Origin of the sequence: Sulfurospirillum tamanense (genome assembly GCF_016937535.1) — a bacterium.
In the GTDB taxonomy this organism is placed as follows: Bacteria; Campylobacterota; Campylobacteria; order Campylobacterales; family Campylobacteraceae; genus Sulfurospirillum_B; species Sulfurospirillum_B tamanense.
This window is the reverse complement of record NZ_JAFHKK010000007.1, coordinates 76,572-91,937: the sequence shown is the minus strand read 5'-3', so window position 1 is coordinate 91,937 and position 15,366 is coordinate 76,572. Positions and strand designations below refer to the sequence as shown.

Genomic DNA, 15,366 nt, shown 5'->3' with positions numbered 1-15,366 from the left:
AAAATCATCTTTTTTAAAAGTTTTTAGAATTATTGGTAAATTGCTTACATGTAAAGGGTATTTTTCCCTTTACATGTAAGGCTGTATTTTATTTTACAATATAATCTGCTAATGCTTCAATATCTGCATCTGTAAGATTTTTTACTTGACCTGCCATCATAGCTTTCATCGGTCCGCCGTATGTGCCATCTTGGTACCCCTTCATAGAGGCAATAAAATCTGCTCTCGACATCTCTTTAATAATTAAACTACGGTTAAGCGCTTTTTTTTCACCTTCTGCTCCATGGCAAGCAATACAGGATTTATATTTTCCTTGAGCGTCTGCAATTGCATTAGACGCAATTATCACAAATAAACTTGGAAGTAAAAGAGATTTTTTCATAGGTTTCCTTTTTTGTTTAGTGGAGTAATTTTACAAAAAGTTAATTTTTCTTTCATTGACACGGGTCAAATGTATATTTAAGTAGATGTAGTGCGGTCTCTAATTTCGGCTTCTAAAAATTCAAGAATGCGAGATTGGAGAAGATTGGCTTCTTCATTTCCTTGACACATAAACTTTCGCAGATGTTCAAGATTGATTTTTTGAACAAAACGTTTATTGTTTTTCAACTCTTTATTAATTTCAATAATCAGCTCATCAATATCTAAGTCGTTATTGTTAAGAATTTTATTAACATACTCTTTCGTTGTACGCACCATCACTTCTACGCGGTACTCGTCTTCTTTATAAATTTCTTGCGCTATCTCTTTTAAGGCATTATATTCACACTGTTTGGCTTCAGGATTTGCCACAATCATTGCTGCAAAAAGTTTACACCGAAATTCCAACGAACGGTGATGGTAAACAAATGCTTGTCGGAAGACAGATAAAAATTGTGATTTAATCTCTTTAAATCCCATCACTTGCCTTGTTTTATATTTTTAGTACTATTGTAGCGCTCTGGGATGATAAAATCAATAACCTTTAAGGGAGCTTTTGTTATCATCACGCTCGCCTCTCTTTAGACCTGTGCAATATGTTTTAAGAATAACGCTTCAGGGTGGGAACACAGCAGAGCACTCTTTTAATGTAGGTGCCGCAGGTATCTGAAGGGGGGTTATACCGAAAGGTATGCTTCTACTTCACACGCAAGAGCATAAAAATCAACCCCTTGACTTTGTCCCTTTTCCCTCAACTTTTCTTTAATGTATTCTTTTCCCTGCAACAACTCTTTTGACTTTACGCCGTGGCTTATGGAAAGCGTTGCCTCTATAAAAGCGCCCAAGCGATCACAATTTTTTAAAGCCTCTCCATCAATCGCACAAAAGCGGTCTTCATTATACTTTTCAAGAGAATCAACAATTTTAACAGAAGTGTCTAAAATACGATTTGCAAATTCGTCTTTTCCATTACCGTGTAACCCTAAAAGATACATAAATTCATCTTTTGTTTTTACAGGAATATAGGGCAAGATAGCATCTTCGATTTGTTTCATTTCGTATTCGCTAATAATATCATCCAACCCACTCACAGAATATTTAACAGGCGAGATAATATCGCGCGTTAGGGCTTCAGGTAAGTCATGAAACAGAGCACAAAAAAAGTTATACTCAACTCTTTTGGGACATGCACCAATTTTTAGTGCATAAAAATACCCTAAAATGGCAACCACAAGCATATGGCCCAAGACAGAAGTTTCGGGAACGCGTGGGGTTTGTGCCCACCGTTTTTGGAACCGAAGGCGTCCGCTTAAATCTACCAAATGAGAAAGCTTTTTAGCTAATGCAATTTTGCGCACACCGATAAGCTCATAATAATCTTCAATCTCTTCTTCAACTGCCTCTTTAACACGATCAATATCACTTAAAAATTGACTGGTTTGATATACGATGGAAAATTCCCACCGCGTTGAAAGGTACGAAGCGGCTTTAAGTAAAAACCGCTCGCGTTTATACATGGTGGGTGTTGTGAGGTATTGTTCAAAACGTGCGTAAAATTCGCCATTTTCAATGGGCAGAAGCGCTTCATGAAGTTGTGTTAAAACCCACTGGTTGATCTCTTTTGTCTTTTTTTCTAAAGCCTTATGAAACACATCGGGACGAATGTCTGTCACAACAACCCGTCGTAAAAATTCAAATATTCCCGCTTCAACAAGGTGAAGCATATTAACTTCATCCTCTTCTGTTTTAGCTAAAAAATAAGCGATAATAAACTTGTGGGCTTGTTTATCAAGCTCCACAAGAGAAACCATCCGCGGGTAATCATTCCACCGCTGAATGGAAGCTGCCGCAAAAAGGTGTTCAATAAGTTTTGGCGTAATCACTACACGTCCAAATGTTTTACATCTTTGGCATGATCTTGGATATATTTTCGGCGTGGTTCAACTTCATCCCCCATAAAAAGAGAAAACGTGTCACTTGCAGAAAGTGCATCATCAATAGTAACACGAAGTAAGCGTCTGTTTTCTGGATTCATGGTTGTTTCCCATAGTTGTTCGGGGTTCATTTCACCCAAACCTTTGTAGCGTTGGATATAAGCACCTTTTTTCGCATGACGTTCGACACGATTAAGTACTTCAATAGGATCTTCTCCTTTAAAAATACTCATGTCTCTTTCTTTCATTTTGTCATAAATATAAAGGGCTTCTTCATACAAAGGGCTTGTAAAGAGTGTGTCATTAATGACTAACTCTTCCAGTCCGTCATTCGTTTGAATATAAAGACGAATCTCTTCTTCATTTACCATTGAATTAAGAATGTTATACCCTTCATTTTCAAGGTATGCTTTCATGGTTTCATAAAGTTTAGGCGTTGGAAGTGCTACGATGTCGGGATTTTCAATCATGTGACGGACTGCACCAATCACCGAAAAGCGCTTTTCTAACTCTTTTAAAATATTACGATACGCTGAAATAATTTTAAGGTATTCCATCATATCTTTTAACCCAATGGTTTCAAATTCAATGGCTTCAATCCCCATTTCAATGAGATAATCATTGAGCGCTTTTTCATCTTTAAGATAAATCTCTTTTTTTCCTTTTTTAAAGCGATAAAGGGGCGGTTGCGCAAGGTAAACATATCCGTTTTCAATGACAGGGTTCAAAAAACGGAAAAAAAACGTGAGTAGCAAGGTTTGAATATGACTTCCATCCACGTCCGCATCGGTCATAATAATGACCTTATGATAACGCAGTCTTTCTTCTTCAAATTCATCCCCAATCCCACATCCAAGGGCTGTAATCATGTTTTTAATCTCATCAGATTTTAAAATTTTATCCAAACGGCTTTTTTCAACGTTGAGAATTTTTCCTTTTAAAGGCAAAATCGCTTGAAACACACGGTCGCGCCCTTGTTTGGCAGAACCACCCGCACTATCTCCTTCCACCAAATAAATCTCACTGTTACTAGGGTCTTTACTTTGGCAATCGGCTAATTTCCCTGGCAAGGTTCCCACACTCATGGAATCTTTACGTCGGGTTAAATCCCTAGCTTTTTTAGCTGCTTCGCGTCCACGTGCTGCTGCTAGGGCTTTACCCATGATGGCTTTAGCCTCAATGGGATTTTCTTCAAAATATTTTACTAATTGTTCGTAGGCCAGTTTTTGGGTTAAAGGTTTTACATAAGAACTGCCTAATTTTCCCTTGGTTTGGCCTTCAAATTGAGGTTCGGGAACTTTAACGCTTACTACAGCGATTAGACCTTCACGGATATCATCACCCGTGATTTTTGTATCTTTTTCCCGCTGGTTTGCATTATTACTAATATAATTGACAATTGCTCGCGTCAACCCTGCACGAAACCCTGCTTCGTGGGTTCCTCCATCAGGGGTTTTAATGTTATTAACAAAAGAGAGGAGTGTTTCACTGTAAGTACTGTTATACATCAACGCAATATCAATCTCTAAATCTTCAATTCTTTCAGAAAAATAGACCGGTTTTGCCACAATTTCTTTTTTATTTAAATCCGTGACAAATTGCTCAATACCTCCCTCAAAATGAAAGGTTTCTTCTTTACCAACACGTCCGTCTTTAAAAACAATTTTGATTTTTGGGTTAAGATAAGCTAGCTCTCTAAAACGCTTTGAGAGGACTTCATAATCAAAATCAACCGTTTCAAAAATAGTCTGATCAGGCCAAAACTCAATCATGGTGCCTGTTTTTCGTGTTTTTCCAATCACATCAAGAGGAGTTTGGGGAATCCCTTTAGAAAATTCTTGACGAAATTCTTCACCACCCCGTTTAATTTGCATCACCAATTTTTCAGACAAAGCATTTACAACAGAAATACCAACCCCGTGCAAACCCCCACTGACTTTATAGGTATCTTTATCAAATTTTCCACCCGCATGTAAAACAGTAAGTACAACCGTTGCTGCAGGAAGGTTTTCTCCCTCATGAAGGTCTGTAGGAATACCTCTACCGTTATCAGTAATAATAGCAGAACCCTCTTGGGTAAGCTCTACATGTATAGTGTCACAGTATCCTGCCATCGCTTCATCAATAGAGTTATCGACCGCTTCATAAATCATATGATGAAGGCCGTTAATGTTGGTATCACCAATATACATTCCTGGTCGTTTTCGTACTGCTTCAAGTCCTTTAAGGACTTTAATATTTTCTGCTCCGTAATTGTTCATTAACTACTCCGTTAAATCATGATTGGCATGATGATGGTTTTGAAATTTTCGCTCTCTAGGGTAAAAGGCAGACCAGCGTCATTATACCCTAAGGTAAAACTACTCTCTTCAATGTTACTTAAAAAGTCCAACATATAGCGGCTATTAAGGGCTAAATAGATCTCTTCTTCAAGTCCTGTGACAAACTCAATTTCTGTTTTAGCTTCAATATTGTCATCATTAAGACTTTCAAAGGTTATCTTATCGGGCTTAAAGGTGAGTTTCATCTCTTGAGAAATAATAGCAATTTGTTTTAAAGATTCAACGATTTTTTCTTTTGCTAAGCGCAAGCGGTATTTTTTTTCTTGAGGGATAATGCGTGCGTAATCGGGAAATTTACCATTAATTAATTTAGTAAAAAATTGAAAATGGTTAGACTTGGCAATAAGGGTTGTTCCATCGTAAAAAATCTCAATATCATCAAAAAAGAGTTTTTGAATTTCACTAATAGCTTTTTTGGGGATAATGAGGGAAAAAGCATGATCTGTAGGTGCTTCAAGTCTAATAAGCGCTAAACGCTTAGTGTCGGTTGCAACAAGGTTAATGTAATTTTCTTTAATATCAATCAAGGCACCATTAAGTTCAAATTTTGGATTGTTCGTGTCAATAGCAGGAGCTATTTTTTTAATAGCACGTACTAATTGTGTTGAGTTGATGTCAAATTTTGGTTTTTCGTCTACGTGGGGGAAATCAGGAAAATCACTGGGATTAAACATAGGGAGTTTAAATTTAGAATTTTTCTGTTTAATATACAAATAGTCATTAATTGTTTCAAGGGTAATTTCATCGTCTTTGAGAATTTTGATGATGTCAAGGAGTTTTTTACCATTGGCTGTAGCAATGCCCTCATTGATGATTTTAATCGAATGGGTATGGTAAGTGAGCCCTATTTCGTAGTCGGTTGCTTTGATTTCAAGTGCATCTTCAAAAGTTCGTAGATACAAATGGGAGGTGATTTGGCTTAAATCCTTTTTTTCCAGATAAGGTTGGGTATTAACCAAAACAGTCTCAAGAACGCTTTTGTGAATCGAGACTTTCATGACTCTCTCCTTAAGTTTTTAAATAAAAGTAGCGGTAGTAGTAGCATGGGGTGAAAAGGTGAAAACAAGTGATGAGCCCCAATAGTAGGGACAGGAGGGAGTGAAAACCCTTTGGCTAGTTCATCACATCTTTTCACATTTTTTTTCATAAGGTCTCTTTTTCTTTGGTTAATACTTTATGTTTTAACTCTTCAAGACGCAATCTAAAGTGCTCATCATTGTCAATAAGTTCATTAATTTTTTTCATGTTATGAGAAACAGCTGTATGGTCACGCATTCCAAAAAAAGAGGCTAAAGAAGGCATAGAATTTGGGGTAAGTGTACGGGCGAGATAAATCCCGATGCGTCTAGCTTCGACGATGTTTTTACTGCGTTTTTTAGATTTGATTTCACTGGGCTTGATGTTGAGCTCTTTAGAAATAAGATGAATGATGTCTTCAAGGGTAATGTTGTTGCGTTTTTCTTTGATTTGTTCGCGCATGACGTTTTTGGCAAACTCTAGGGTGATTTCTTGGCGCATCAAGGATGCATAGGCGTTGAGATTAATGATGGCGCTTTCAATTTCACGGATGTTGTCACCCATATTTGAAGCGATGTAGTGGACAATATCACTGCCTAAAGCAATGCCATCAAGCTCACATTTTTTGTTAATAATGGCGATTTTTGTTTCAAGTTCTGGCAAGGTAATGTCAGCAATGAGCCCCCACTCAAAACGGCTTTTTAAACGCTCTTCAAGACCATTAATCATTTTTGGTGGTTTATCAGAGGTGAGCACAATCTGCCGCCCTTTAGCGTGAAGTTCGTTAAAGGTGTGAAAAAATTCTTCTTGGGTTTGAATTTTATTGGAAAGAAACTGCACATCGTCGATGAGCAAGATATCGCACTGGCGGTATTTTTCACGAAATCTGTCCATACTACCGTTTTTGAGGTTGTAGGTAAAATCGTTCATGAACTGTTCGATGGTGGTATAAATCACCGACTTTCCCTGCGTGAGTGAAAAATTACCAATAGCGTGAATAAGGTGGGTTTTTCCTAAACCTGTAGGGCCGTAAATAAAGACAGGATTGTACATTTTGCCAGGTTTTTCGGCGATAGATTTGGCAGCACTGTAGGCGTATTGGTTAGAACTTCCCACGACAAAACTCTCAAATTGATAAGAGGGATTTAAAAGGGTACTTTTGGTTTGTTTTGTTTCCTCAAGAAGGGTAAGTGGCACAGATGCCCCAGCGGTGGAAACATGGGATTTTTTATTTTCAGGAACGATTTTAACCGTTGGTTTGATGCCTGTTTTTACTTCAAACAAATGGGAAATTTTACTAGCGTACTTGGTTTTTACCCAATTACAAATGAGAATATTAGGTGCGGTAAATACCACTAAATCAGAACGCGATGCTTTTTCAAAAAAGGAGAGTTGTTGAATGTAACGTTCAAATTCTTGGGTTGGAATTTCGTGACGTAACATCTCTAAAATAGTATCAGCTAACAAAAGGACTCCTGCTATAAAGGCGCGTGATTAAGGAGATATTTTACCTTTTTATAGTTGAATTCAATGTTAAGAAACAAAGGAGTGAAAAAGTTTTTCACCCTGTGAATAAAACTGTGAAAAAGAGTGCTATGATTATTTTAGGAATTGATCCTGGAACCCGTAATTGTGGGTATGCCCTCATCCAAAAAGAGGGGCAAAAGGTACGTTTGGTAGAAGCGGGACTTATTCGTATTAAAGAGCGAGTGTTACAAGATCAGATTATGGAATTAGTAGAGGGATTAGACATGGTGTTTAAAAACCACACCATCAATGAAGTGGCGATTGAAGATATTTTCTTTGCGTTTAACCCTAAAACTGTTTTGAAATTGGCCCAATTTCGTGGGGCATTGATGTTAAAAATTCTCCAAGTTCATGGAAATTTTCACGAATATACCCCCTTGCAAGTAAAAAAAGCAGTCACTGGAAAAGCTAAAGCCGAAAAAGAACAAGTGGCATTTATGGTGGGGCGGATTTTAGGGATTAAGCAAGCCATAAAACCCCTAGATATTACCGATGCTATCGCGGTGGCACTCACCCATGCACAACGCGTAAGATAGCCTTACATGTAAAGGTTATTGAGGTTCTTCGACACTAAAGAGGTATTGGTGGTCTTGGGGTAAGGCTGCGTACAACGCGCGGGCGAGGTTTTGGATTTCCCATAAGGCACTTTTATTACTACGCAACGTAAGAAAATTTTGCAAACTTCGGGCGTTAATAGTCCATGTTAATTCCGTTTTATAACTCTCAGGCAAACAGTATTTGGCTTTGTCATTGCCAATTCCTTCGTTTAATACTAAGCGTACGTTTTCTAAGGCTTGAATACTCATAGCATCAACCCGCGCATCTCCTGTAAACACAAGGTATTTTTCAGCCCGCGCGGTTTCGTTACATGTAAAGGGTTCTTCGGCTTTGAGCTCTTTAAGGGTATAGCGGGTGGATTTAACGGAAGGAGAGGCTAAACGGTGGCGCGAAAGCTCTTGTAAAAGAGCACGGGAAATGCCTTGGATGTAGAAGGTATACACCAAGTGTTCTAGGGTGGAAGCGTGTTTAAACTTGTTGCCTACGCGGTCGATGAGATCACGGTCTTTTTGACCCCCTTCATCGCTTTTATCAAAGCTTTGCCAGCAGGTACGAATGGCACTTGCACAAACGGTAAGGGAGGTGTGTTGAAGGAGTGTGACTTGCATAATGCGCCCTTTTTTTAGGGCGCATTATAGTACATGTAAACTAATTATTGTTTGAGCTGCAAGAGGGTGTTGAGCATTTGGTCGGAGGTGGTGATGGTTTTGGAGTTGGCTTGGTAACCCCGTTGGATGATGATGAGCTGGGTGAGAGAACGGGAAAGGTCCACGTTACTCATCTCTAAAGCACTAGCTTGAATAAACCCACGTCCACCCACAGCCGCTTGACCAATAACAGGATCGCCTGAGTTAGAGGTTTGGATGAAGGTATTTCCCCCATCGCTTTCTAATCCTTCGTTATTGGTAAATTTTGCCATGGAAACTTGAGCCAAACCAAAACTACGGCCGTTAGTAAAACTGCCGATGAGTGTTCCTGTCTCATCAATGCGAATTCCTGCTAAATCCCCTCCAGGGAAGCCATCTTGGGAAATTCCTGATGTGTTGGAGGTTCTGTCAAAACTGGTCATGCCATCAAACTGGCTTGGCGTACCAAAATTAAGCGAAATATTTTGGTTGGGAGAAGAGCCATTATTGGCAGTGTAACGGATGGAAGAAGGAGTATAGGTTGAAAGTGAACCATCTGATCCAAATGTAATGGAACCAGTAAGGATGTTATTTGGAAAATTAGCATCATCAATCACGCCAGGTTCTGGAACAGAAATAATCATGTTCCACTGAGTTCCCCCCTCTTTTGTGACGCCAACTTTGCGAAATTCCATCCGTACCGTGTGTTTACTGCCGAGTGAATCGTACACATCAATACTTGAAGCATGGGTAGCAGCATAAACGTTTTGAGAAGTTCGCGTGTTATTTCCTGTAGGAAGAGAGCCTTGAAGGGTTTGCATCAAGGTGGCAAAACGGGTGTTTTCACTCACTTTATTAGCACTACTACTGTAGCCAGTGATGGCAAGGTTGATATTGAAATCATCAGTAGTTTTTACATCTGTTCCAGCAGGAACAATTTGATTAGCAGGCACAGGAAAAGTGGTTCCAGCAGGAAGAGTAATGCCCGCATCGCTAGGTAAAGTCATGGTTGTAACGGTTGTACCTGCTGTAATCGTTGTAGGTACAGCAACGGCAGGACCACCATTAATGATAGTTCCAACAGGAACCAAAATATCTCTAGAAAGTGTAAAAGGTTCTGTAAAATTCATCTCTGGAGGAAAAGAGACATTATTGGCCAGGGCACCTTCTCCCGTACCTTCTCGTACGTATGAGGACCCAGCAGGAAGCGTTACGGCGGCAACTGCTCCTCCAAAGGAGATGCTATCATAAGTTCCTGCGGTAATGATGTGGGTACCATCCGAGGTTGCTGTAACGCCGTTAACTGTATAATCTACACCATTGGGTACAGTGTAATCAGCATTTAAAACGACATTAATAAGGCTTTCTCCATATTCATCTTGGGCACCTGTGGCAAGCACAAAGCTTCCATCAACGGTTAAATTAGCTGAAGCTGCTGTCCAGGGATTTCCAGCGGCATCTGTAGCAGTAACAATGTCTCCATCATCTGCATTAAAAGCATCACCTTCAGGGTTGGCAATGACAAATTGTCCTGAACCGTTGACAGTAACAGTGATGCCATCGTTTTTATCTGCTGTACCATTGCCAGTGTAGTCGGTGTTAAGTCTCGCATCCGTTTGCATGGCATGGCGAAGGTCTTCGGTTGTTCTAAAGGTGCGGGCTTCTTTTCGATCAAGAGCTGTGGAGGTGGAACTTGATGTGTAGGTGTATTTAAAAGCGGTAATAACGTCAACACTGTTAAAACCAGTGGTATCGGTGGCATTAGCAACAAGGCTAATGTTCTTCATATGGTCTTCTGTGCCAAGGGTATTTCCATTGGTTAGTGTAATCCCCCCACCACCTAAGTTTGCCTCTACACCTGTTTGAGGAGAAAATTGATTGATAAGGTTTTGAATAAAACGCATGTTTTCTTCTTGGCGTTCAGCAACAGTAGAGCCAGAAGGTGTGTTGGAGCCGACAATTTGTACGCCGTTGATGATTAAATCTATGTTGATAGCACTGTCTGAAATACCTGTTTGTGCGTAGGCAGCATCTGCATAGCTAACCCAAACTCCTTGCCCCGTAGTAAGAGCGAGAGATTCGCCACTGGTGTTAAAAAGTGCCCCAAAATCTTCGCCACGCTCATACATTTTTTTATCTGCATTAAACTGTGCATCAGCACTACTAATACCATTTTCATTATGGATTTCAAGAGTACTTTGAATGCCATTCCCATCTTCATCCACCCAACCGTGGTATTGATCAAGGGAGTAAATAGGCGATTTATTGGTGATGGTACTGCCTGAATTGAGATTGGCTTTTACATTGATATACGTAGTGTCTTTTGCTGGTGTTGTAAGTCCTGGAGGAATGGTGATGTTACCAATGGGAGTAGTGGCATCGATTTCTCCCGTCGATTCATCGCGCATCCAACCTTGGCTAATGTACCCGTTGCTGTCGGTAAAATTACCCAATGCATCAAAGGTAAAATCTCCATTTCGAGTAAATTTATAGGTCTTACCACCATCTGGTGATACTACAAAAAATCCATCCCCTTGAATCGCAAGGTCAGTGTTTTTGTCGGTAGTTTGTACAGACCCTTGCTTAAAAATTTTGGTAATGGAACTCACTTGGGTTCCAAGGCCAATTTGCATAGAGTTTTTACCGCCTAATTCTCCTTGGGGAGCGGTGGCGATTTTTGCCGTTTGGCTTAAGAGGTCTGAAAAGTTTGCACGGGAATATTTAAAGCCTGTGGTATTAACGTTGGCAATGTTATTACCCTCTACGTCCATCGCTATTTGGTGAGCTTGTAATCCGGTAACGCCGGCCCAAAGTGATCGCATCATGGGTCTATCCTTTTTAAAGAGTGGATCAATATTTTTTACAGAAAAAGTTACATATAAACCTTTACATGTAAAGACTAAAAAGCAAAAACTGTTCCTAACGTTTCATTTGAATCGCGTTTTGAATCATTTGATCCGAAGTGGTGATGCTTTTAGCATTGGCATCAAAAGCCTTTTGCATGACAATGAGTTCCGTTAGTGCGGTAGCGAGGTTAACATTGCTACTTTCAAGGCGGTTTGAAAATACCTTGCTTCCTAAAATAAAATTACCCTCAGCATCCGTATAAAATAGAGGATCACCACTGTTGGAAGAGGCTTGAAATAAAGAAGAAGTAGCACGTGTGAGGCCTTGGTCGTTTTGAAAATGATACACCGCAACTTTTGCCATGGGCACACTGCGTCCGTTGGTAAATTCAGCAACCACATTTCCCCTCTCGTCCATTCCATACCCCTTTAGTAAACCTGCTATTTGGCCATCTTGTGTAAATGAGCGAGAAGTGTCAAGGTTTGTACTAGAAGTAAGACCATCATAATTGTTGGCAGTTCCTAGAAAAATATTGAGCGCCGCGCCACCGTTACGCATCGCAGGAATAGTGCTCTCAAGAAGCTGTCCTGCTCCCCCAAAGGTGAGCTGTCCTGTCTGTGAATCGGTAATTTCGTAGACTTTGTTGGTGGTCTTGTCCACATAAAATTGTGCGGGATCGTAGATTTTGATGACATACCCCATGTCGGCGTGTACCTCGTATTCGTTTGGGTCGTAGGTCACCGTCTCGTCGTACTCCTCACGTACATAATCTTCATAAAAAGTGCGTACTTGAAAAACCCCATCCCAAACATTTCCACTAGCAGGTTGAGGAATTTGTTTGGTAAAGACCATAGAAAGGGTGTCTTTTTCTCCCGTAGGAGAGATGATAGAGGTGGTAAATGTTTCGACATTGGGCACTTCTTGCATGGTACTTAAGGTGGCAACGGTTGTCAGAGGTTCTGAAGTGTCCAATTCACTCGCATCAATACCCACAAGATTCCAGGCGAGATTTTCATCCAAATATGCCGAAGTTTTTTTGGTTTGGCCTGTATGGTCAGTAATCACAACAGAAATTAAATCCCCCTCTTTTGGATTTAAAGCCTCGGTTGTATTGGTTAAGTTTCCTGTGATGGAAAGTGTGTTGGATGCGGTATTAAGTGTGGTAGTAATGTCGTTTTCATTTACGGCAATATCCACTGATTCAACTATAATTTTTGGGTCGAGGTTGCCTTTATAGCTGATATTTTGTGTGGGAATGGGCGGATAATATAAATAATCTGGCAAAGTAATCTTGCTTTGTTGGGCTATGGGCCCAAGGGCAATGTCTTGAAGTTGACTAACAGCATATACTTGGGCGGCTAATACGTTGTTATTGATTCCATAGTAGGAGCCAAAATCTTTCATCACTTCTTCTGGAAGTGTCGTGGGCGTGTAGTTGTTGCCAAGGGTTCCTAAGAGATAGTTTCCACCAGCATCTACCATGTTTCCATTAGCATCAATGGAAAAAGTTCCCGAACGGGTGTAGTAAGCTTGACTTCCCGCCCCTTGCACACCAAACCACCCCTCGCCGCCAATGGCAAGGTCAAAAACATTGTCGGTGTTTTGGAAAGAGCCTTGTGTGAGGTTGATGGCCGAACTTTGGGCCCTGCTTCCATAGCCAATATCACTGGTGACATTACTCCCAAAGTAGGAGCTTGTAAGGGTTGTCGCAAAAATAGACGCAAATTCAGGTGTGCTACTTTTAAACCCCGTGGTGTTAACATTGGCAATATTATTCGCCCACACATCAATCCCAAATTGGTGGGTTTTGGTGCCTGAAATTCCATTGTAAAACGAACTGTTCATGCTAAGCCTTTAAAAAAACTCGATGACATATTCAAGTGGCACATAGGAAGAGCCAAGCTTAATGAGGGCTTCGCCATCTTCAAAGCGCACCGACTCAACGGGGTAAATTCCAAATTGGGTGGTTTGTTGCTCTAAATCCGTATCAAGGTATTCAGCTGTCACCGAATAATAGCCCTCTTTCATAGCCTCTCCCGATTCATTGGTGCCATCCCACTCAAAAGCCAAAACACCTTTTTTGCCCGCTTCGAGTTCAACGGTGCGCACGAGATTGCCACTGCTATCTTTTATGAAAAGTTGTCCTGAGTGGATCTCTTTTCCGAAGTAGACTTCAAACTTTGCTTCTCCTGTTGCATCCAAAGAGACGGCATTAAAGCCAAGTGAAGCCATTTTACCTACAGCTGAAACAGCGTACATATTCATGCTGTTGCCCATTTGTGTAGCCAATTTTTCCATCATTAAGTTGGTATTTTCTTGGGTTTCAAGGGCAGCAAGCTGAGAAGTTTGGGTAAGCATTTTGTCTGAATCCATTGGGTCTGTGGGATCTTGAAATTGAAGTTCCACAAGCAACAGTTTCATAAACGCGTCTTTATCCAGTTTGGCGCCTGGGTTAACAGCAGCACCTGCAGCACCCGCGGAAGTTGTGTTTGTTGTATTAGTAACAGTAGACATGGAATATCCTTTTTTAGTTATACATAATTGGGAAGAATGAGCTCAAGGGCACCTTCTTCTTCAAGGGCATCATCAAACGCTTCAGAGGAAAAATCTCCCTTTGAAGTGCCGCCTTGGGGGTTATCTTGCCGTTCTTTTTGAGAGAAATTCATCTCTAAGTTGGTAAAACCCATGTTGACAAGAGCATTTTTAAATTCTGCTTGGTTTTGCACAAATAGGCTCAGGGTTTGACTGGTGTTAGAGGTGAGGTTTACATGTAAGTTGTTGCCACGGTTAATGAGGGTGACTTCTACTTCCCCTAAATTTTTAGGGTTAAGTGCCATTTGAATCTTCATCATGGGCGGTTTATAATTTTCAACTTGTTCTTTAAAATCTTGGGCAAAGGTGTTAAAAGTTTGGCGCAGTTGAGGCGTTTTTAGGGAGCCTTGGTCTTGTTTGCCGACTTCTTTACTAAAGGTGTTTTGGTGTTTAGTCTCCCCTTCTTGGCTTGAAGTCTCCCTTTCTTGACCCCTTGTTTCCCCTTGGCTAAGTTCACCTAAGGTTCTAAGTGCCGCCGCTTTGGAGGCTTGGGTAGAAGGTGTGATTTCTTTAGTTTCTGCAGGCTGAGGGGAAACGGGCTGAATTTTTGCAGGTTCCACACGTGTTTCTTGGAGTGTGGTTGTTTTTGGGGTTTGCTTGGGCTCTATGGCTACTTTTTCAGCCAAAGCGGGTGTTTCTTTAGGAGCAACCTTTACCTCTTTCTTTACCTCTTTTTTATCTTCAATAATAATTTGGGCTTTAGGTTCTACTTTGGGGTCGGTTTTTAGCTCAGGTTTGATTTCACCTTTTAGTTCACTTTTGGTGTCAACCTTTGTTTCGGTTTTTAGTTCACCTTTGGAATCAACCTTGGCTTCTTTTTTGTTTTCAAAGGTACGCAAAAGGTCTTTAAGTGTTGTGTTTTCTTCTTTCTTTGAAGCAAGGGAAGAGTTGTCCGTCTGTTTGCTTTTGAGTAAAGTTTCACTGGCTATAGTCTCTTGTTTGGGTTCAAAAAAATTATTTTGAGTGAGTTTGGGAAAGAGTGTTTCAAATGTTTTGAACTCCTTGGAAGAGAGAGTGATTTTCTCTAACCCTAAATCATATTTTTGGCTAAGCTTCATGACATCATGAAGAGATTTTACCTCTTTGAGCTCTTTTATTACCCCTTCTTGGGCAAGCATGGCTTCTAATTTTTGAGTGAGTTTGGGAAATTTTAGAGTTTTTTCTCCCCCGTTTATGGTTTCAATAAGGTGTAAAAGTTGAGCAAAAGTAGCTTTTTCTTCACTGATGGCTTCTACGGTTTCTAGCGGTGTTTTTACGCTTATGGGGGTTTCTGGCGCAGTATTCTTGGGCAAAATGGCAATACTTGCAGCTGTTTTTGTACCAGAATTTGCCAACTGCGAGAGCATCATGGCTAAAAAATCTGTCCCTTTGCTTTCACCCTTATCTTTTAAATCACCCGTAATTTTAGCGAGCTTTTCTTTGGTAAGGATGGCTGTTTTTGGCGTATCTAATGAGAGTGCTTGTTGCATGCCATTGGCCTTTCATGGAAAATCATCTTCTCTT

Annotated in this window: 12 protein-coding genes and 1 other RNA gene; 2 read left to right on the top strand and 11 right to left on the bottom strand. The window is 40.3% G+C overall.

The window, feature by feature from the left end; translation table 11 throughout:
* Positions 1 to 88 precede the first annotated feature (88 nt).
* Positions 89 to 382, bottom strand: coding sequence for a c-type cytochrome (locus JWV37_RS04955; RefSeq protein WP_205458665.1), 294 nt, complete (start codon positions 380 to 382; stop codon positions 89 to 91).
* 77 nt (positions 383 to 459) lie between these two features.
* Entirely contained in the window at positions 460 to 828 is a 369-nt protein-coding gene (locus tag JWV37_RS04950) for a hypothetical protein (RefSeq protein WP_205458664.1), read from the bottom strand.
* 170 nt (positions 829 to 998) lie between these two features.
* Between JWV37_RS04950 and ffs the strand changes: the two genes are divergently transcribed.
* An RNA gene (gene ffs, locus JWV37_RS04945) (signal recognition particle sRNA small type) lies at positions 999 to 1,096 on the top strand.
* Position 1,097: 1 nt separating this feature from the next.
* Here ffs and JWV37_RS04940 read toward each other — a convergent pair.
* From JWV37_RS04940 to dnaA, 4 genes are all read right to left on the bottom strand, one after another.
* The gene (locus tag JWV37_RS04940; RefSeq protein ID WP_205458663.1) at positions 1,098 to 2,303 is read right to left on the bottom strand and encodes an HD domain-containing protein; all 1,206 of its coding nucleotides are present in this window, start codon (positions 2,301 to 2,303) and stop codon (positions 1,098 to 1,100) included.
* Positions 2,303 to 4,615, bottom strand: a complete 2,313-nt coding sequence (gyrB, locus tag JWV37_RS04935; protein ID WP_205458662.1) for a DNA topoisomerase (ATP-hydrolyzing) subunit B — start codon at positions 4,613 to 4,615, stop codon at positions 2,303 to 2,305. The genes JWV37_RS04940 and gyrB overlap by 1 nt, the downstream gene beginning before the upstream one ends.
* Before the next feature lie 11 nt (positions 4,616 to 4,626).
* Positions 4,627 to 5,694 carry a DNA polymerase III subunit beta gene (dnaN, locus tag JWV37_RS04930; protein ID WP_205458661.1) on the bottom strand — a complete coding sequence of 356 codons (1,068 nt, stop codon included), beginning with the start codon at positions 5,692 to 5,694 and terminating at the stop codon, positions 4,627 to 4,629.
* A 145-nt stretch (positions 5,695 to 5,839) separates the two neighbouring features.
* Complete coding sequence (gene dnaA / locus JWV37_RS04925; RefSeq protein WP_205458660.1) at positions 5,840 to 7,180, bottom strand: chromosomal replication initiator protein DnaA; 1,341 nt, start codon at positions 7,178 to 7,180, stop codon at positions 5,840 to 5,842.
* Positions 7,181 to 7,308: 128 nt separating this feature from the next.
* On the opposite strand from dnaA, the gene ruvC reads away from it, so the two are divergent.
* Positions 7,309 to 7,776, top strand: coding sequence for a crossover junction endodeoxyribonuclease RuvC (ruvC, locus tag JWV37_RS04920; RefSeq protein WP_205458659.1), 468 nt, complete (start codon positions 7,309 to 7,311; stop codon positions 7,774 to 7,776).
* A 15-nt stretch (positions 7,777 to 7,791) separates the two neighbouring features.
* Here the strand turns inward: ruvC and thyX are convergent, their stop codons facing one another.
* The 5 genes from thyX to JWV37_RS04895 all read right to left on the bottom strand — a co-directional run bounded on the left by thyX (position 7,792) and on the right by JWV37_RS04895 (position 15,332).
* The gene (gene thyX / locus JWV37_RS04915; RefSeq protein ID WP_205458658.1) at positions 7,792 to 8,406 is read right to left on the bottom strand and encodes an FAD-dependent thymidylate synthase; all 615 of its coding nucleotides are present in this window, start codon (positions 8,404 to 8,406) and stop codon (positions 7,792 to 7,794) included.
* 44 nt (positions 8,407 to 8,450) lie between these two features.
* On the bottom strand, positions 8,451 to 11,249 hold the full coding sequence (gene flgE / locus JWV37_RS04910; protein ID WP_205458657.1) for a flagellar hook protein FlgE: 2,799 nt from the start codon (positions 11,247 to 11,249) through the stop codon (positions 8,451 to 8,453).
* Between the two features lie 94 nt (positions 11,250 to 11,343).
* A complete protein-coding gene (locus tag JWV37_RS04905) occupies positions 11,344 to 13,116 on the bottom strand; it encodes a flagellar hook-basal body complex protein (protein ID WP_205458656.1) in 1,773 nt (590 codons plus the stop codon).
* Between the two features lie 9 nt (positions 13,117 to 13,125).
* Positions 13,126 to 13,785, bottom strand: coding sequence for a flagellar basal body rod modification protein (locus tag JWV37_RS04900; protein WP_205458655.1), 660 nt, complete (start codon positions 13,783 to 13,785; stop codon positions 13,126 to 13,128).
* Between the two features lie 17 nt (positions 13,786 to 13,802).
* Positions 13,803 to 15,332 carry a flagellar hook-length control protein FliK gene (locus tag JWV37_RS04895; protein WP_205458654.1) on the bottom strand — a complete coding sequence of 510 codons (1,530 nt, stop codon included), beginning with the start codon at positions 15,330 to 15,332 and terminating at the stop codon, positions 13,803 to 13,805.
* Positions 15,333 to 15,366: the final 34 nt, after the last annotated feature.